The sequence below is a fragment of the Henriciella sp. genome (assembly GCF_029937755.1).
Lineage (GTDB): Bacteria > Pseudomonadota > Alphaproteobacteria > Caulobacterales > Hyphomonadaceae > Henriciella.
Genome location: NZ_JAPYPG010000002.1, coordinates 241,652 through 257,498 on the forward strand (window position 1 = coordinate 241,652; position 15,847 = coordinate 257,498).

Annotated in this window: 19 protein-coding genes; 15 read left to right on the forward strand and 4 right to left on the reverse strand. The window is 59.0% G+C overall.

Annotation, left to right across the window (positions count from 1 at the left end):
* Positions 1–46: 46 nt before the first annotated feature.
* Positions 47–1,249: a deoxyguanosinetriphosphate triphosphohydrolase gene (locus Q1K29_RS06520; protein WP_300392229.1), complete on the reverse strand. Its 1,203-nt coding sequence runs from the start codon at positions 1,247–1,249 to the stop codon at positions 47–49.
* Between Q1K29_RS06520 and erpA the strand changes: the two genes are divergently transcribed.
* Positions 1,248–1,574 carry an iron-sulfur cluster insertion protein ErpA gene (erpA, locus tag Q1K29_RS06525; protein ID WP_300392232.1) on the forward strand — a complete coding sequence of 109 codons (327 nt, stop codon included), beginning with the start codon at positions 1,248–1,250 and terminating at the stop codon, positions 1,572–1,574. The two genes, Q1K29_RS06520 and erpA, sit on opposite strands and share 2 nt — an antisense overlap.
* A 3-nt stretch (positions 1,575–1,577) precedes the next feature.
* On the opposite strand, the gene Q1K29_RS06530 is transcribed toward erpA, so the two are convergent.
* On the reverse strand, positions 1,578–2,840 hold the full coding sequence (locus Q1K29_RS06530) for a SulP family inorganic anion transporter (protein ID WP_300392235.1): 1,263 nt from the start codon (positions 2,838–2,840) through the stop codon (positions 1,578–1,580).
* Between the two features lie 131 nt (positions 2,841–2,971).
* Here Q1K29_RS06530 and Q1K29_RS06535 point away from each other — a divergent pair, with 131 nt between their 5' ends.
* From Q1K29_RS06535 to Q1K29_RS06575, 10 genes are all read left to right on the forward strand, one after another.
* Entirely contained in the window at positions 2,972–3,643 is a 672-nt protein-coding gene (locus tag Q1K29_RS06535) for a nitroreductase (RefSeq protein ID WP_300392238.1), read from the forward strand.
* Between the two features lie 80 nt (positions 3,644–3,723).
* Positions 3,724–4,287, forward strand: coding sequence for a DUF1287 domain-containing protein (locus Q1K29_RS06540; RefSeq protein WP_300392241.1), 564 nt, complete (start codon positions 3,724–3,726; stop codon positions 4,285–4,287).
* A 338-nt stretch (positions 4,288–4,625) separates the two neighbouring features.
* Positions 4,626–5,435, forward strand: coding sequence for a DUF4198 domain-containing protein (locus tag Q1K29_RS06545; protein WP_300392243.1), 810 nt, complete (start codon positions 4,626–4,628; stop codon positions 5,433–5,435).
* A 126-nt stretch (positions 5,436–5,561) separates the two neighbouring features.
* Positions 5,562–6,605 (forward strand): PAS domain-containing sensor histidine kinase, encoded by a 1,044-nt coding sequence (locus tag Q1K29_RS06550; RefSeq protein WP_300392245.1) that lies wholly within the window; start codon positions 5,562–5,564, stop codon positions 6,603–6,605.
* 388 nt (positions 6,606–6,993) lie between these two features.
* Positions 6,994–7,224 (forward strand): hypothetical protein, encoded by a 231-nt coding sequence (locus Q1K29_RS06555; RefSeq protein ID WP_300392247.1) that lies wholly within the window; start codon positions 6,994–6,996, stop codon positions 7,222–7,224.
* 79 nt (positions 7,225–7,303) lie between these two features.
* A complete protein-coding gene (locus tag Q1K29_RS06560; protein ID WP_300392250.1) occupies positions 7,304–8,167 on the forward strand; it encodes a hypothetical protein in 864 nt (287 codons plus the stop codon).
* Between the two features lie 253 nt (positions 8,168–8,420).
* Positions 8,421–9,299 (forward strand): IS1 family transposase, encoded by an 879-nt coding sequence (locus tag Q1K29_RS06565; protein ID WP_300392253.1) that lies wholly within the window; start codon positions 8,421–8,423, stop codon positions 9,297–9,299.
* A gap of 24 nt (positions 9,300–9,323) precedes the next feature.
* Positions 9,324–9,704, forward strand: a complete 381-nt coding sequence (locus Q1K29_RS18480; protein WP_366524176.1) for a type II toxin-antitoxin system PemK/MazF family toxin — start codon at positions 9,324–9,326, stop codon at positions 9,702–9,704.
* Between the two features lie 212 nt (positions 9,705–9,916).
* Positions 9,917–11,245: an SIR2 family protein gene (locus tag Q1K29_RS06570; protein WP_300392256.1), complete on the forward strand. Its 1,329-nt coding sequence runs from the start codon at positions 9,917–9,919 to the stop codon at positions 11,243–11,245.
* Between the two features lie 48 nt (positions 11,246–11,293).
* On the forward strand, positions 11,294–11,671 hold the full coding sequence (locus Q1K29_RS06575; protein WP_300392258.1) for a hypothetical protein: 378 nt from the start codon (positions 11,294–11,296) through the stop codon (positions 11,669–11,671).
* A 109-nt stretch (positions 11,672–11,780) separates the two neighbouring features.
* Here Q1K29_RS06575 and Q1K29_RS06580 read toward each other — a convergent pair whose 3' ends face one another.
* Complete coding sequence (locus tag Q1K29_RS06580) at positions 11,781–12,182, reverse strand: DUF983 domain-containing protein (RefSeq protein WP_300392261.1); 402 nt, start codon at positions 12,180–12,182, stop codon at positions 11,781–11,783.
* A 138-nt stretch (positions 12,183–12,320) separates the two neighbouring features.
* On the opposite strand from Q1K29_RS06580, the gene Q1K29_RS06585 reads away from it, so the two are divergent.
* Positions 12,321–12,998: a nitroreductase gene (locus tag Q1K29_RS06585; protein ID WP_300392264.1), complete on the forward strand. Its 678-nt coding sequence runs from the start codon at positions 12,321–12,323 to the stop codon at positions 12,996–12,998.
* On the opposite strand, the gene Q1K29_RS06590 is transcribed toward Q1K29_RS06585, so the two are convergent.
* Positions 12,995–13,387 (reverse strand): DUF983 domain-containing protein, encoded by a 393-nt coding sequence (locus tag Q1K29_RS06590; protein WP_300392267.1) that lies wholly within the window; start codon positions 13,385–13,387, stop codon positions 12,995–12,997. The two genes, Q1K29_RS06585 and Q1K29_RS06590, sit on opposite strands and share 4 nt — an antisense overlap.
* 156 nt (positions 13,388–13,543) lie before the next feature.
* On the opposite strand from Q1K29_RS06590, the gene Q1K29_RS06595 reads away from it, so the two are divergent.
* The 3 genes from Q1K29_RS06595 (at position 13,544) to Q1K29_RS06605 (ending at position 15,846) form a co-directional block, all read left to right on the forward strand.
* Positions 13,544–14,047 carry a hypothetical protein gene (locus Q1K29_RS06595; protein ID WP_300392271.1) on the forward strand — a complete coding sequence of 168 codons (504 nt, stop codon included), beginning with the start codon at positions 13,544–13,546 and terminating at the stop codon, positions 14,045–14,047.
* A complete protein-coding gene (locus Q1K29_RS06600) occupies positions 14,037–14,522 on the forward strand; it encodes a gamma-glutamylcyclotransferase family protein (RefSeq protein ID WP_300392274.1) in 486 nt (161 codons plus the stop codon). The genes Q1K29_RS06595 and Q1K29_RS06600 overlap by 11 nt, the downstream gene beginning before the upstream one ends.
* Positions 14,523–14,676: 154 nt before the next feature.
* Positions 14,677–15,846: an HlyD family secretion protein gene (locus tag Q1K29_RS06605; protein ID WP_300392276.1), complete on the forward strand. Its 1,170-nt coding sequence runs from the start codon at positions 14,677–14,679 to the stop codon at positions 15,844–15,846.
* Position 15,847: the final 1 nt, after the last annotated feature.

A 15,847-nucleotide genomic window follows, 5' to 3' on the forward strand; every position in this document is an offset into this window, starting at 1 on the left:
TCGTTAACGATCATTGAATCGCTCTGGCCGCAGAGACCCAGCGCGATCAGATCATGCTTTCGAGATTGAAGACCTTGCGGTGGAGATCGATGGCATAATTATCCGTCATGCCGGCGATATAGTCGCAAACAAGACGCGCACGGCGATCCTGCGGCGCCTGTTCTGCATCCTGGCGCAGCGGTGGCGGCAGGATGTCGGGCTCTTCGAGGAAAAGGTCGAACAGCTCCTTCAACACACGCTTGGCCTGGCTGCGCATGCGGTTGACCTTGTAATGCTTGTACATCCGCTCGAAGAGGAAAGCGCGCAGGGCCCTCTGCTGCTGGTCGAAGTCTTCGGAGAAGGCAACCAGCGGCTCCGGCAGCGCACGAACCTCTGCGGCAGACTGGGGCTTATACTGCGCTACACGCCGTTCGGTCTCCTGTACCAGGTCATCGATCCACAGTCCGATGAGACGGCGCACGGCCTCATAGACGGTGCGCTGCTGGTCCAGCACCGGATACTCCAACCGCACCGAGCGGAAGACATCGCCCACCACTGGCAGGTGCAGCATGTCGTCAATGGAAAACAGCCCTGCCGCGATGCCGTCATCGATGTCGTGATTGTTGTAGGCGATATCGTCCGCCAGGGCAGCGATCTGGGCTTCGGGGCCGGCGAACTGGTCAAGCTCGAGCTTTTCGAGATGCGGAAAGTCACGGAACGCGGCCGGCAATGCCGAGATCGGCGTGTCCTTCGTGATCAGCGGACCGTTATGTTTGACCAGCCCTTCGAGCATTTCCCAGGTCAGGTTCAGCCCGTCAAATGTCGGATAACGTTGCTCCAGACGGGTCACGACACGTAGTGTCTGTGCGTTGTGGTCGAAGCCCTCATAGCCTTCCATGCTCGCATCGAGCTGGTCCTCGCCGGCATGGCCGAAAGGCGGGTGGCCGAGGTCGTGGGCAAGCGCCATGGCTTCGGCGAGGTCTTCATCCACGCCAAGGCGACGCGCCACGGAGCGTGCAATCTGCGAGACCTCCAGCGAGTGTGTCAGACGCGTGCGATAATGATCGCCCTCATGCGCGACGAAAACCTGCGTTTTCTGCTTCAGCCGGCGAAAGCCCGAAGAATGGATGATCCGGTCACGGTCGCGCTGAAACGGCGTGCGTGTGGCCGATTCAGGCTCATTGTGAAAGCGCCCGCGGCTCGCCTGCCAGCGGGTTGTGTACACGGCGGGCTTTTCTGGAAGCACAGGCTTTCCTATCTTGGTGGACATGACCGACGTCACCCTTTCTTCCAATGCTGCCAAGCGCATTAATGCGATTCTGGCCAAGCAGTCCGGCAAGGACTTCCTTCGTGTCTCCGTCGAAGGCGGCGGCTGCTCGGGCTTTTCCTACAAGTTCGACCTCGACGACACGAAGAATGATGACGACATCATCGTCGAAAAAGACGGTGCGCGCGTCCTGATCGACGAGATGAGCATGGAATTCATGCGCGGTTCCGAGATCGATTTCTCGACAGAACTGATCGGCGCCGCCTTCAAGGTCAACAACCCGAACGCAACGGCGGCCTGCGGCTGCGGCACGAGTTTCTCACTTTAAGGCCTAACGCTTCGGCGTCTTCCAGTCGCTTTCGGGGGAACGCCGGCTGAGGCGCAGGGCAAGTCCGACAGCGACACCCACGCCGATGGCTACAGTCAGGTCGACCAGCACGGTCAGCACGAGCGTCAGGACCAGCAAGACCAGGTCGCTTGCCCTTCCCCGCGCATATTCGCCCCATTTGTGCGGCTCGCTCATATTCCAGGCGGTCATCACCAGAAGCGCCGCCAGCGCCGGCATGGCGAGATAACCGGCCAGTGGCGCGGCCACCAGCATGATCACGAGGATCACGAGCGCGTGGACGATACCGGCAACCGGGGTCTTGCCACCGGCGCGGACATTGGTTGCGGTACGCGCAATGGCCCCTGTCGCCGGAAGGCCACCGAAAAGCGATGAGGCGATGTTCGCCGCACCCTGTGCTGTCAGCTCGGCATTCGGGCGATGCTGGCCGCCGATCATCCGGTCGGCCACCATGGCCGAGAGAAGCGACTCCACTCCGGCCAGAAAAGCAATGATGATCGCCGAGGGAAGGAGTTCAACCAGCCGCGCCCATCCCATCTCCGGCAGGTGCGGCACCGGTAGCTGGTTCGGCAATGCTCCAAAACGCGAATAGAGCGTCTCAACGGGCAGATTCATTAATGCTACGGCGGCAGAGCCTGCTCCCACCGCGACGATCAGGCCGGGATATTTCGGCGCTGCCCTTCGCAACACAATGATCAGAACCAGCGTCACCAAGGCAATCATTAGCGCCTGGGCGTTAAATGTGTCGCGGGCCTCCCACAAGGCCGGTAGCTTTTCGATGAAATCGGCCGGGACATGATCGAGCGTCAGTCCGAAAAAGTCATTGAGCTGGCTCGTCGCGATGATGACGGCGATGCCGATAGTAAAGCCGTTGACGACCGCCTCCGGCACGAAAGCAATGAGGCGACCGGCACGAAACCAGCCTGCAACCAGCAGAATGAACCCCGCCATGAAGGTCGCAAGCACCAGCCCGTCATAGCCATGCTCGGCGATCACGCCGAAAACAACGACGATGAAGGCGCCCGTTGGCCCGCCGATCTGTACGCGCGACCCGCCAAGCAGCGAAATCATGAAGCCCGCCACGATGGCTGTAACCAGCCCGGTGGCCGGATCGGCGCCCGAGGCAATGGCGATGGCAAGGCTGAGCGGCATCGCAACCATGGCAACGGTGAGCCCGGCCATCAGGTCGGCGAAAAACAGAGACCAGGAATACTCCCTGATCGTCGTCAGAATTTTTGGCTTGCGCATAAAAACGGGCTGTTAGCACGCCAACGGGGCCGTGCCCACTGCGGCCTGGCTACGCAGGCGATCCGAAATCGCCCCTTCCCTTCCCCAAGGTCGGCACACTAGATCGCTCCAATAGCCATGGAGTGAGTGATATGGATGTGAGCCAGGCCGTAAAGCAGCGCATCTCGACGCGCGCCTTTCTCGACAAGCCGATTGGCAAATCAGAGGTTCGTGACTGGCTGGATAGGGCGCAGCGCGCGCCGTCGGGCGGGAACCTGCAGCCATGGCGGGTGATCGTCGTCACCGGCGAGGAGAAGCAGGCGGTGATCGACCTCGCCCAGAAGACACTGGCCAGCAACCCGCGTGGCGAACCTACCGACCGGCCGATCTATCCCGCCGATCTCTGGGAACCGCACAAGTCACGCCGCTTCCGGGTGGGCGAAATGATGTATGCCGAGCTCGGCATTCCACGCGAGGACAAGGCCGCCAGGCTGCAATGGTTTGCCCGCAACTACCGATTCTTCGACGCCCCGCTGGGGGTCTTCTTCATCATCGACGAACGCATGGGTCACGGCCAGTGGGCCCATACCGGCATGTACATGCAGACGCTGGCCCTGCTCGCCGAGGAGCGCGGCTGGGGCACCTGCATGCAGGAATGCTGGGGCATCCTGCGGCAGACATTGCACGATCACTTCAAGCTGGGTCCGACCGAAATGGTCTATTGCGGTATGGCCGTCGGCTGGCCGGACAAGGACCACCCGGTCAACAAGCTTTATGCCGAGCGCGCGACGGTCGATGAAGTCGCCGAACTGAAAGGCTTCTAAAGGCCGCGCGCGCGCCACAATCGCGCCTCAAGCGCCGCTCAGTCTCGTTTCCCATGACACGGAGAGAGATGATGACCGGCATGGCCTTTCTACCGCTCGCGGCGACCAATGCCGGCTGGCAGGTCTTTCCTCAAGCGACGCAGCTCATCGCGGCGGCAAGGCGCCAGATCGGCGTGACGGTGGACTATGACCCGGCCTATGTCCGGCTCGCCTATCCCGGCGGGGATGTTCCGCGCGAGACCGGGGTGTGTATCGACGTTATCGTGCGCGCCTATCGCGATGCTTTCGACTTCGATTTCCAGAAGGCTATTCACGAGGACATGCGCGCAAATTTCTCTGCCTATCCAAGGACATGGAGCCTGTCGCGGCCCGACCGCAACATCGACCACCGCCGCGTGCCGAACCTCGAAACCTGGCTTGTCCGCAACGCCATGGAGCTGCCGGCAGAGGACTGGAAAGCCGGGGATCTTCTGACCTGCCGGGTCGATGCCTCGCTGCCGCATGTCGCCATCATCTCGGACCGGCGCACCGAGTGGGGCGAGCCCTATGTGATTCACAATATCGGGCTTGGCGCGCGCGAGGAGCGCCTTATCGGACGCTTCAGCAACGAACGCCGCTTCCGGTTCTATCCCCCACAGGCGTAGAAATGTCTCCCGCAGCTTAGCGGTCACAGACCGGGATTTTGGGCATTCCAGAAACAGCCCAATTCCAGCCCAGAATCAGCCCACTTCCGGAGCGCTTTCGGACAAGCAGCGCCCAATTTCGCTCTTGCGTCTCATTCGCATTTAATCTAGCCGTCATGAAAAGGATGATGTCCGGCGGGGCGATGGCCCCAGGTGGACAGGTCCGGGGCGAACGGGACCCGGTTGAGCGGGTCGGTGCGTGCCGGATGGAGCTCGGCGTATTGGACGGGCCGGTCTTCGTCCCGGATGCATCCCCAACTCCGGCGCCATTCCCGGCCCACAAAAAAGGATCCTGCTTCATGCGCCTCAAGACCTGTCTCGCTGCACTCGCTCTCTTCACGCCCCTGGCGCTCGCACCTGCCCTGCCGGCGGCGGCGCATGCGGGCTTCCTCATGCCGGTCTCCGATGACACCGACACATCGGGTGAAATCATCCTCATGGCGAGCTTCAGTGATAGGTTCCCGGTTGAGGAAATCGCGCTGAAGACAGACAGCTGGACCATCATCACGCCGGATGGAGAGGAATTGGCGTTCGACCGCATCGCAGAAACCAGGACCCGCTCCATCCTGCAGGCGACGCTGCAAGCGGAGGGCACTTACCGCGTCTCGACCGGCGAACGGCTCGGGCGTAGCGGCAAGGTCGCGAAGGTGGGCAATGCTTATATCCGCCTCGACGCAGACGGGCTCGCAGGCGCAGGGCTTGCCGACGACACCGAGGTGCTGACCTCTCAGACGGCGACCGTGTCGGACCTCTATCTTACTCGCGGGGCGCCAAGCGATGAGGTGCTCGACACACGCATCGGCAGGCTGGCCCTCGTGCCCGGCGCTAATCCGTCGACACTCGCGGCCGGGGACAGGCTGGCGGTGACGGTCCTGTTCGATGGGACGCCCCTCGCCGAAGCGCCGGCCAGTCTCTTCACCCCGTCAAACAGCGGCCAGGAAGACGCCGCCGATACCAGCCTCATGACGGACACGTCCGGTGCCCTCACCCTCGACCTCACAGAGCCCGGCCCCCACCTCCTCATGATCCGCCATATCGCTCCTTCGCCCGAGGGCGCGGCGACGGATGTCCGCAGCTATACCACCGTGCTGACCCTGATGGTGGAGTGAGTAAAACGGCTCAGGCCAGGGCCAAAAGTGATGCACAGGGCGGTCTTCCCTGCGGGAATTTCAGATGCCTCTTTGATTTCGCCGGAATTTGTCTAGATTTCAGGCTCAATCAGATGCAGGCCATGAATGACGAACGAGCTGCAGCAGGCAAGCCGCACTTGGCGGGTGACACCCGACATGATGTGCATACTGGATCGGCAGGGCTGCTTCGTCGCCGTCAATCCGGCCTGGGAGCCGACCCTTGGCTGGACGCGGGATGAAATGCTGGGGCAGCCCTATATCGACTTCCTGCATCCCGATGATGTTGAGCCCTCCATTCAGGCGTTCGAGGTGGTCAAGACGGGCAAGCCTGTGCTTCGCTTCGAAAACCGTTACCGCCACCGCAACGGCGACTATCGCTGGTTCTCCTGGGTTGCCGTGCCGGAGGGCGAGAGATTCTATTGCACGGTCCGCGATGTCACCGAGGACAAGCACCGGATCGAACTGATCAAGCAGAAGGATGCGGAAGCCGAACTGCGCGAACTGTTTCTTGCCGTGCTCGGCCACGACTTGCGCAATCCGTTGGCGGCCATGGAGGCCGGCACGCGCCTTATCGAGCGCAAGGCAGATGACGGGAAAGTGCTCCAAATCGCGCGGCAGATGCAGGGCAGCGCGGCGCGGATGACGGAGCTGATCGACAATCTCATGGATCTCGCCCGCGACCGGCTTGGCAGCGGCATCGCCATTGAACGGGAGGCGACCTCGTCCCTGCCCGACAATCTGGCGCTGGTGATCGACGAAATCCGGCTGACAACGGATGAGTTCGACATCCGCACGAAAATCGACATTCAGGGCGAGGTGGTCTGCGATGCCTCTCGGGTCGCTCAGCTGCTATCCAACCTGCTTGCCAATGCGATCACGCATGGCGATCCGGCCAGCCCGGTCGATGTGCAGGCAGCCCATGCCGACGGGCGGCTGACGATCAGCGTGACCAATGGCGGGGCACCGATCCCGGAGGCCACGATGAAACAGCTCTTCCAGCCCTTCTTCCGGGGCAGCGTGCGCGACAGCCGCCACGGCCTGGGCCTCGGCCTCTACATCGCCCACCAGATCGCCGCCGCGCATGAAGGAACACTGGATGTGACCTCAGCAAATGGCGAGACATGCTTCAGGCTGGATATTCCAGCTTGAGGTTCGTCCAAGAGGGTGGAGACGAGATGTGCGCTGCTGACACTGATGGTGGGATGAAGCCTCGTCGCGAATAAGCTATCATAGAGTATGATAACGTTCATTTAGGTAGTGTCTCAGTTTGAAATTCAAGCCGTTTGAACGGTCGGCCTCTTTCCTATATGCTTAGCGTTAAGCAATAGGAGCTTAGGCATGTCAAACCGTGTAATAGAGTGGGCTCGCAGACAATGCGCGGACTGGGAAAGATCTATTGCGCTCATGGAAAGTGGCCGAATGACCACAGGAGAGCGGCGCGATGGAAAGCAGGTTGACACCACCACAGAGACCATTCTCGACAGAAAGCAAAGAATTGTGGAGCTGAAGACGATCATACAGCAGCATGAGGCCAAGAATGCCTAAAGGACCGAAGGGCGAGAAGCGCCCCGCCGATGTGATTGGCGCCGCTATCAAGGTGGCAAAGATCGCCACTGGCGAGGAAGAAGACGACAGCAAGGATGAGGTTTCATCCGCTGCGGCTCAGATGGGGCGCAAGGGCGGGAAGGCGCGCGCCGAGAAGCTGACGAAGGAGCAGCGGTCGGAGATTGCGAAGAAGGCTGCTGCTAAACGCTGGAAAAAGGGATAATTTTCTCCTTCCGTTCCGATTTTCACCCATTGCACTCCTATCTGTTGCGCCTATCGCCTTCATAGTGCAGGAGGGAGAAATGAGTAAAGAATCTCCTTCGCAGGGGCCGTCCCCGGATACGCCTGCATTTACGATGGGCGATATCGCCGATTTTGAGAATCGTGCGCACGATAAGCTGCGCCATGCGGATGATCTGGAAAAGCGAGCCGAGACTCTGCGAGCCGAGGCCAATAGCGATTTCAAAAAGATTGAACTTCTTAAAGAAATGCTTCCCGCCCTGAAGGGTTTCAGGAATCCTTCGCCCAGGGCTGCGGGTTCGACGTCTAACCGGGTAAAGAAAAGCACTTGGACCTCAGAAATCCTTTTTCTGGTACAAGAAGCGCCCGAAGGCGTGGTTTCGTATGCAGACATGAAGGCGGCTCTAACGGAGGGACCGCTAGGGCCCGCGTTGGAGCAGTCTGATAAGAGCTTCTACGGAGCACTTCTAAAGCTAGAGAGCCAAGGGCTTGTCGTTCGCCACAATGCGCATGCTTTCACACCAGAAGCTTTTGATCAGCACATGACCGCGGTTAATGAAGGAAGGCGCCCTGATGTGCGCCCCAAGCGCGTATCGGCTGGTTCGCCCATTACTGATGCTGTTATCGAAGTTCTAGAGCGCAGCGACCGCCCTCTAACAGGGCGAGAAGTCATTGGTGAACTTCTTGAAATGCCGCAGGTTCGGGGGCCTGTCGAGCGCAACAACACCAGCGCTTACAATGTGCTGTCCCGACTGGTGAAGCAGCATCGCATTGTAAAGAACGCCAAAGATAAGACATACCGGCTCTACATCGAAGGAGAAGAGCCGCAAAAGATCGGGCCGGTCTCGCAAAAGACCGGCCCGTACGTTGGCGAGGATAGCGCCTCGCTTAACGGTAGCACTGCTCCAAATGGAGCACTGCTATGACTCCTGCGCAAACCCAGAGAAGAAAGGAGGTTAGCGTGGCTTGGCATCCCACCCGGTTGTTGCCGGATAGCCGCTTCTAGCGGCACACTCACCGCCCCCTTCCAAAAGGGGTAGGAGCTGAAGTGGCTGGGTCTCCAAAACCCGGCTGCTTCAGTGCGTCTTAAAGCCGAAATTGACCCAAAAGTCAATGACTCGGCGCATTGGATTGAAAATAATGCTTGACGCTAAGCATAAAAGTTCATATCAAAAGGGCATGGCAAATGTCCTTCCCCTCGAAAAGCGCGTCATGATCCTCAACATGCTTGTTGAGGGCAGCTCTATGCGCTCGATCAGCCGGGTTGCAGGCTGCTCCATCAACACGGTGACGAAACTGCTCGTGGACGCTGGCGAAGCTTGCCTGGATTTCCATGACGAGAATGTGCGCGGCCTCAAGAGCGAGCGCGTCGAGTGTGATGAAATCTGGTCGTTCTGCTACGCCAAGCAGAAGCAGGCCGACGCTGCTGACATGCCGGACTTCGCGGGTGATGTCTGGACGTGGACCTCGATTGATGCCGACAGCAAGCTCATTTGTAACTGGTTTGTCGGTGGCCGTGACGCGGAGTTTGCTAACCACTTCATGCAGGACCTTGCATCGCGCCTCGATAACCGCGTGCAGATGACGACGGACGGCCACAAGGTCTACCTGAACGCCATCGATCAGGCATTCGGCAATGAGATCGACTATGCCCAGCTTGTGAAGCTCTACGGTAATCAGCCGCAAGGCAAGACGACGCGCTACAGTCCTGCCGAATGCACCGGCATCAAGAAAAAAGTTCAGACGGGCACGCCGGACAAGAGCAAGATTTCAACGTCCTACGTTGAGCGCCAGAACCTCACCATGCGCATGTCCATGCGCCGCTTCACGCGCCTGACGAATGCCTTCTCAAAGAAGTTCGACAACCACTGCCACGCGCTTGCGCTCTATTTCGTATTCTATAATTTCTGCCGCAAACATAAGACGCTCGGAACGACGCCCGCAGTCGCCGCCGGTCTGACGGATGAAAAGCATGACATGGCTTGGATTGTGGGCCTGATTGATGCGGCCAACCCGACGCCGAAGAAGCGCGGATCATATAAGAAGAAGGCTGGATAATTGGCGCTAAGATTTCCCCCCAAGGTGGGCCAGGTTTTTGTCTGCAACCTCAAGAATGCGGTCCACCCTGAAATTGGGAAGGTCCGCCCTGTCGTTGTGATCGCACCCAGGCTGCCTCATAGGCCGGAGCTGGCTACCGTGGTGCCGATCAGCACTACTGCGCCAATCCATGAGCACCCTTTCTGCTACAAGCTGTCCAAGAACTATCACCCTGAAGAACCCGATGATCTTGATTGCTGGGCAAAGGCAGACCTTGTGATGAGCGTGTCTTATCAACGGCTATCGCCATTCAAAACAGATAGGCGGAAATATGTTTATCCAACCCTAGGCGCCACAGATATAAAAGGCGTGCGGCTCGCGATTGTGCACGGCTTAGGACTTCATTCATTGATTTCGGGCAACTGAGGCGATATATAAACGTTGTACCTTCCCGCTGAGTCGGGATCTAAGACCTAGAGTACTAGGCAGGCTACTCCGAGGAGCGATGACAAGTTTCGAGTAGCCTAGACACTGTCAAACTGTCCCTAAGCCCCGCCTTGTGCGGGGCTTTTGTATTTCAGCTGAAAGAAATTTCAAACTGAGACACTACCTTCATTTAAGCTGACTGGGTACTACACTTGAGCAACGAAAACTACTGCGAATGCCCCTATTGCGCAGGCCGCTTCGAATTCGAAATCGATGAGTTCTTGTTCGACGAGCTCGAAGCGCAGAATGTTGTTCTCTTTATCGGAGCGGGAGTAAGCACGGAGAACAAGACTAGCGCGCCTCACTCATTGTATGTCGAGATCGCCCGCGTAGCAGGGTTGAACAATTCTGATCTTCCTTTTCCTGACGTTGTAGAGAAAGCCTGCGCAAAACCTGACGGCCGCTTTCACTTCATGCAAAAAGTCCAGCATCGGTTTGATTATATTCAGAAATTCTCAGATTTACGGAATCGTGCAACGAGGTTTTTCAAAGAGCTGGCTACAATGCCATATTTTGAAACTTTTATTACGACCAATTGGGATCGTTATCTTGAAGATATTTGCGCTGCAAAGCCTTATGTATACGATTCCGATATGCGGTTTTGGGAGGTCACAGGCCGTAAGGTTCTAAAAATTCACGGTACCATTGACGATTACTCGTCAATCATCGCCAGCCGCACAGACTATGAAGAGTGTAGGAACCGTCTTCCGTCGTCTCTAATCGGGGGAAAACTAAAAGAGCTCCTGACAACTAAAACTTGTGTTTTTGTAGGATATTCACTTCAGGATGACGACTTCCTAGACATATATGAATTCGTAAAACAGGCACACGGCAAGTTTCCAAAAACACACTACTTCGTATCTCCTTTTGATGAAAAATCTGAGGACGATCTCTTAGAAAAGATTCACACAGACGGAACGTTCTTTTTAGAAACAGTAAAAGAACACATGTGTAACAAATACTGCTTCCTTGAAGACTGGGTTTATGATGCAGCTGAGGAGGAACTCATCGAAGTTCTACATGAACATCAAGATTTGTGGGACTCGTACGATCTTCAAGAAAACCCGCAAGTCATACTCTCGGGCATGTATCAAGATGGTCTAATTCACGCACTTCAAATGGCACGAGACGTTAGAGCTACTGGCAAATTTTCCGATGTCCACGCGCTTCGACGGCGAATTTTTGCGTATGAAGACAAAATCAAAGAATACCGAAGGCGAAAATCATACTCAGATGTCGCCTATTTCCGGGGCTTTCAAAACGTCCTGATAGCATTCGCAGAAGCTCTTCATAGCGATTGGCTGCCGTCACCTCCAAGATACTTTTTTGCGCATTGCAACGAAATGGATCGCGATGAATTTGTTTCGCAACTGGAGCTTCTTCCAGACTTACACAAAGCAGCTTTCAGGGAATGCGAGAAGTTTGTTTCGCGTTGGCCAAGCGATCAAAAATTTGTGCCCCAGCATAGCGCATGGGGCTAGCCCCCTGATCCGCTTGACCTAAACTTCTTTTCATCATATCGTTTATCGATGAACGATAAAAATGATCTGCGACCCGGGGATGTCGTCTCTGTCCGCTTTGGCGGGGTGCTTCGCCATTATGGTGTGGTGACCTGGGGTGGCCGGGTGGTGTCGAACAATGGGCGGTATGGCGGGGTGGTGACACAATCTGTCGCCGCCTTTGCCCGCGGACGCCCTGTGATCAATCATGGCCCCGGCGATTCTGCAGGGGACTTTCTTGCCACCGAGCGGGCGCGCCGCCGGATCGGGCATGACTATCACCTCACCGGGTCCAACTGCGTCCACTTCGTCCGCCACGCCCATGGCCGCAAGCCGACGGTGACGCAGGTCGCGCGTGGGACGTTCGAGGCCTTTCGCGACATGCTCGGGCCGAAACGGCACCGGTAACCCTCTCTCAGGCCCCGCTCATCCCGGCGAAAGCCGGGACTTCCTGCGGTAAGCCTGGCGCTTCAATTGCTGAGACTCCGGCTTTCGCCGGGGTGAGCGGTCCAAGTGGCTAGTGCTTCCAGTGTTTCGGCGGACTGCCGTGCTTGCCGGTGCTTTCCCATCGGGCCTCTTCGGCGCGGTTGCGGACCTGCAGGTTGAACAGCACCGCCTTGAAGGGCGGCAGCAGGAACAGCGCGAGCCCGATCATCATCGAGAGCAGCAGGACCCACGACCCGATCATCAGCGGAAGCGGCAAGGGCAGCATCGGCAGGATGAAGTAGAAGGGCGCAAACAGGATCATCACCAGGAAGCCGACGAAGAAAGCCGGGCCGTCAGCTGTATCGGCGACAGTGAAGTCCTGCCCGCAGGCCGGACATTCGTCGTTGAATTTGAGATAGGCGCGGAACAGCTTGCCCTCGCCGCAGCGCGCGCAACGGAGCTTCAGCCCCCGGCGGATTGGTTCTTCGTACATGGCTGCTAGATGCGCACGGCCCCGCACGGAAGGAAGTGCGGCGGGTGATCGCATCAGCCGCTCACGGTTTTCTCACTTGGCTGCCGCTGCGGCAGCCCTCTAGCTTCCGCCCGGTAAAAGACATGCCGGGAGAAAGACATGGAATTCGAAGAGGTCGTCAAAAGCCGCCGCAGCATTCGCGGCTATCTGGACAAGCCGGTGCCGAAGGCGCTGGTACGCGAGATTCTCGAGATCGCGATGCGCGCGCCGACCTCGCTCAATACCCAGCCGTGGAATTTCTATGTCGTCGCCGGCGACGTGCTGGACAGGATTCGCGAAGGCAATGTCGAGCGCAATGTCGCCGGTGTACCGGACTCGCGCGAGTTCCGCATGGGGCCGGGCTATGAAGGTGTCCATCGCGAGCGCCAGATCGAGATCGCGAAACAGCTTTTCGGCGTCATGGGCATCGAGCGTCATGACAAGGAGGCGCGGATGGACTGGGTGTTGCGCGGCTTCCGCCAGTTCGATGCGCCGGTCTCCATCGTCATCACCTATGACAAGTCGATCCAGGGCAGCGACATCGCGCCTTTCGATTGCGGCGGGGTGGTGAACTGCATCGTCAACACGGCCTGGAATCGCGGGCTGGGCTGCGTTATCAACTCTCAGGGCATCATGCAAAGCCCGGTCGTGCGCGAGCATGCGAAGATCCCCGACGACCAGGTCATCCAGACCTGTATCGCCATGGGCTGGCCGGATGACAGTTTCCCGGCAAATTCCGTCGTCTCCAAACGCAAGACCGTGGATGAAGCGGCGACCTTCCTCGGCTTCGAGGACTAGCCCGTCTCGTCGGGGCTCGCTGAGGTTTGCGCGCCGAGCTTCCAGATCGCGGCGATAAACAGCCCCTTGGCCCGCGGCAACAGGGCCACGCAAAGGCTGGCCGCCACCAGCGCCATCACCATCGTGCTCGCCCAGACGGGCAGTTTCGTACTCATGAAAACGATGATCATGAAAGGCGCGAGCAGGTGTCCGGTGGCCAGCAGGGTCAGCCATGGCGGCCCGTCATCGGCCCGAATGGCACCAGTCTCCAGCCCGCAATGGGAACACGCCGGCGCCTGACGCAGATACCCGATGAGGAGCTTACCCTCTCCACAGCGCGGGCAGCGGAGGCTAAGGCCGCGCCGGAGGGCGGTTGCAAGTGATAGCTCGGCGGCGGGCTGAGAGAACATTGCGGGCTTATGCGCATGCGCAGACCCGTCTGCCAATAGTCGTCAGCGCCGCACGCCCTGCGTCTGAACCGACAGGGCACGGCTTTGAGCACGATACGGCCTAGACGGGCGGCGCTGGCCGATTAAGCTCGCGGCAGGCAATGCGGGGGAAAAGGTATGCTGAACTGGTCCGGAAATATCTCCGCAGGCGATGCCATAACCGGCCTGTCGGTCCTGCTCGCTATTCTCACCTTTCTCTATCGTAATTATCGCGACAATCTGAATGAACGCCGGCAGACGACCTTTCAGCTGCTGTCGCGTATCTTCGAGCCAGGGCCGGTCTCGGAAGCCCGGATCACGATGGCGCGCTGGATCGCCTCGGGAAAGACGATTGAAGATGACGTGATCGAGGACGACGAGACCGACCGCGTCATCATGTACCTGATCGACTTCTATGAATTCACCTGTGAGGGCGCCTATCGGGGCGTCGTCGATGCCAACCTGCTGAATCAGGAATCCGGCGGCAGGATGGAGCGCGCCTATATCGTGGTCAGGAACTACGTCGCCGCCCGCGAGGCACGGCTGACTGCAGTCAACGAGCAGGCCGGGCTTCCGCCTGTGAAGCTTTATCGTTATCTGCGATGGTTCCTCCGGACCAAGCGGAATTTCGATGTCGACTAAGACTGCAATGCAGGACGTACCAGCCGCTCGCCTCTATTTTGCCTATGGGTCGAACCTGAAGACCGAGCAACTCGAAAAGCGGGTCGGCCCTGTCGAGCCGGTCGCGCTGGCCCGTCTGGACGACTACAAGCTCGTCTTTAACCGTAGAGGCTCCTACCGGCCGGGCGGCGTCGCCAGCATCAAGCCGTACAAGGCTTCCACCGTTTACGGTGTCGTCTTCAAACTGGGTGAAGAGGCTTTTTCCAAACTCGACGAGATCGAAGACCCGGCAGCCTATGAACGGGTTCCCCTCACCGTAACCACGGAGGATGGCAAGCCTCTGCGATGCCAGACGTATGTGGCGTTCCCACAGGGGTACTTTCCCCCGAGCCCCGCCTATCTCGACATCATCCGTGAAGGGGCTCGCGAACATGGGCTGCCTTCAGACTATGTGCGCGCCCTTGGCCGGCGACAGGTGTTGCAGGAAGCTGCCTGATCCCGGTCTGACCGATCAGTGATAGGGTTGCCTCAACGTCAGCCCTCGAACAAACGCTCGAAAGTGGCATAGTCGGGCTCCGGACAACGTATCCGGCGGTCATTGAACCGGCAGGGAGGAAAGGCGTGCGCCCTCGTCGGGGCGCGTAGAAGACATGGACGGAACGATCGCATCTTCTCCGGCTCAGTCGGAGGCCGGACCTGCGACCCGCATGCGGCGCGTCGGTGGCGTGCTCAAGCGCCGCGCACGGCTGATCGGCGGCCTGCTGATTGCGCTCATCGCTGTTTTCCTGATCGCCCGCTTCCTCATTCACCGCGCTGCCTATGTCTCGACGGCCGATGCCCGCATCGCATCCGACATGATCGCCGTCTCGACCGATATCTCCGGCCGCATCACCGGTGTTGCTGTTGGCGAGGGCGAGCGGGTCTCGGCCGGCGACGTGCTCTTTACCATTGATGACCGCGAGGCCGCCTACACGCTCGCGGAATATGAAGCCGACGCTGAACGCCTGCGCGCGGAAATTTCGCGCGAGGAAACCCGCGCCTCGCTCGCCACCTCCAAAGCCGGCAGTGAAGTGGATGCGCGTACCGCTGGCACACAGTCAGCGAGCGCTGCTGTCGAGGCAGCCCGTTCGGACTATGCCACAGCACAGCGCGACTATGAGCGCACCCGGGACCTGTTTGACCGCGGACGGGTCTCGCAGGCTGCGCTCGACCAGGCGACCAATGCGCTGGAAACCGCCGAACAGCAATTGCGCCGTGCCGAGGCTGACCGCAACCGGGCTGTCGCCGAGCAGCGCACGGCCAATATCGGTGGTCAGGAAGTCGAGCTGATCGAGCTTGAATTGCCTGTCCTGCGCGCGGCCCTGAAGCAGGTTGAAGCGCGCGTCGAGGCCCAGCAGGTGGTCGTCGACCAGCACACCATCCGCAGCCCGATCGACGGTATCGTGGACGAGATCTTCTACGATGTCGGCGAACACTCGCTACGCGGCTTCCGTATGGCGCTGCTCCACGATCCGGAAAGCGTCTGGGTCTCAGCCAACATCAAGGAAACCAATATCCGCCATGTCCGCCCCGGCGCCCCGGTGGAAATCAAGGCGGACGCCTATCCCGGCGAGGAGATCAGGGGCCGGGTCACAAAGGTCCATGATGCCACGATTGGCGAGGCCGCGCTGATGCCCAACCCCAATGCCAATGGCGTGTTCACGAAGATTACCCAGCGCATCGCGATCCGCATCGACATTGAGGAGGCAGACGTGCCGTTGCGGCCCGGCACCATGGTACGGGCACAGATCCGCAAACAGCCTCCCGATGAGGCAGGATAAA

Excerpts from the sequence above, each read along its gene's own strand:
- Q1K29_RS06590 (WP_300392267.1), bottom strand. The coding sequence starts at position 13,387 with ATGTTCTCTCAGCCCGCCGCCGAGCTATCACTTGCAACCGCCCTCCGG.
- Q1K29_RS06555 (WP_300392247.1), top strand. The coding sequence starts at position 6,994 with ATGCCTAAAGGACCGAAGGGCGAGAAGCGCCCCGCCGATGTGATTGGC.
- Q1K29_RS06575 (WP_300392258.1), top strand. The coding sequence starts at position 11,294 with ATGAACGATAAAAATGATCTGCGACCCGGGGATGTCGTCTCTGTCCGC.
- Q1K29_RS06595 (WP_300392271.1), top strand. The coding sequence starts at position 13,544 with ATGCTGAACTGGTCCGGAAATATCTCCGCAGGCGATGCCATAACCGGC.
- Q1K29_RS06600 (WP_300392274.1), top strand. The coding sequence starts at position 14,037 with ATGTCGACTAAGACTGCAATGCAGGACGTACCAGCCGCTCGCCTCTAT.
- Q1K29_RS06550 (WP_300392245.1), top strand. The coding sequence starts at position 5,562 with ATGACGAACGAGCTGCAGCAGGCAAGCCGCACTTGGCGGGTGACACCC.
- Q1K29_RS06540 (WP_300392241.1), top strand. The coding sequence starts at position 3,724 with ATGGCCTTTCTACCGCTCGCGGCGACCAATGCCGGCTGGCAGGTCTTT.
- Q1K29_RS06545 (WP_300392243.1), top strand. The coding sequence starts at position 4,626 with ATGCGCCTCAAGACCTGTCTCGCTGCACTCGCTCTCTTCACGCCCCTG.
- Q1K29_RS06580 (WP_300392261.1), bottom strand. The coding sequence starts at position 12,182 with ATGTACGAAGAACCAATCCGCCGGGGGCTGAAGCTCCGTTGCGCGCGC.
- erpA (WP_300392232.1), top strand. The coding sequence starts at position 1,248 with ATGACCGACGTCACCCTTTCTTCCAATGCTGCCAAGCGCATTAATGCG.
- Q1K29_RS06530 (WP_300392235.1), bottom strand. The coding sequence starts at position 2,840 with ATGCGCAAGCCAAAAATTCTGACGACGATCAGGGAGTATTCCTGGTCT.
- Q1K29_RS06560 (WP_300392250.1), top strand. The coding sequence starts at position 7,304 with ATGAGTAAAGAATCTCCTTCGCAGGGGCCGTCCCCGGATACGCCTGCA.
- Q1K29_RS06585 (WP_300392264.1), top strand. The coding sequence starts at position 12,321 with ATGGAATTCGAAGAGGTCGTCAAAAGCCGCCGCAGCATTCGCGGCTAT.
- Q1K29_RS06520 (WP_300392229.1), bottom strand. The coding sequence starts at position 1,249 with ATGTCCACCAAGATAGGAAAGCCTGTGCTTCCAGAAAAGCCCGCCGTG.
- Q1K29_RS06565 (WP_300392253.1), top strand. The coding sequence starts at position 8,421 with ATGGCAAATGTCCTTCCCCTCGAAAAGCGCGTCATGATCCTCAACATG.
- Q1K29_RS06605 (WP_300392276.1), top strand. The coding sequence starts at position 14,677 with ATGGACGGAACGATCGCATCTTCTCCGGCTCAGTCGGAGGCCGGACCT.
- Q1K29_RS06535 (WP_300392238.1), top strand. The coding sequence starts at position 2,972 with ATGGATGTGAGCCAGGCCGTAAAGCAGCGCATCTCGACGCGCGCCTTT.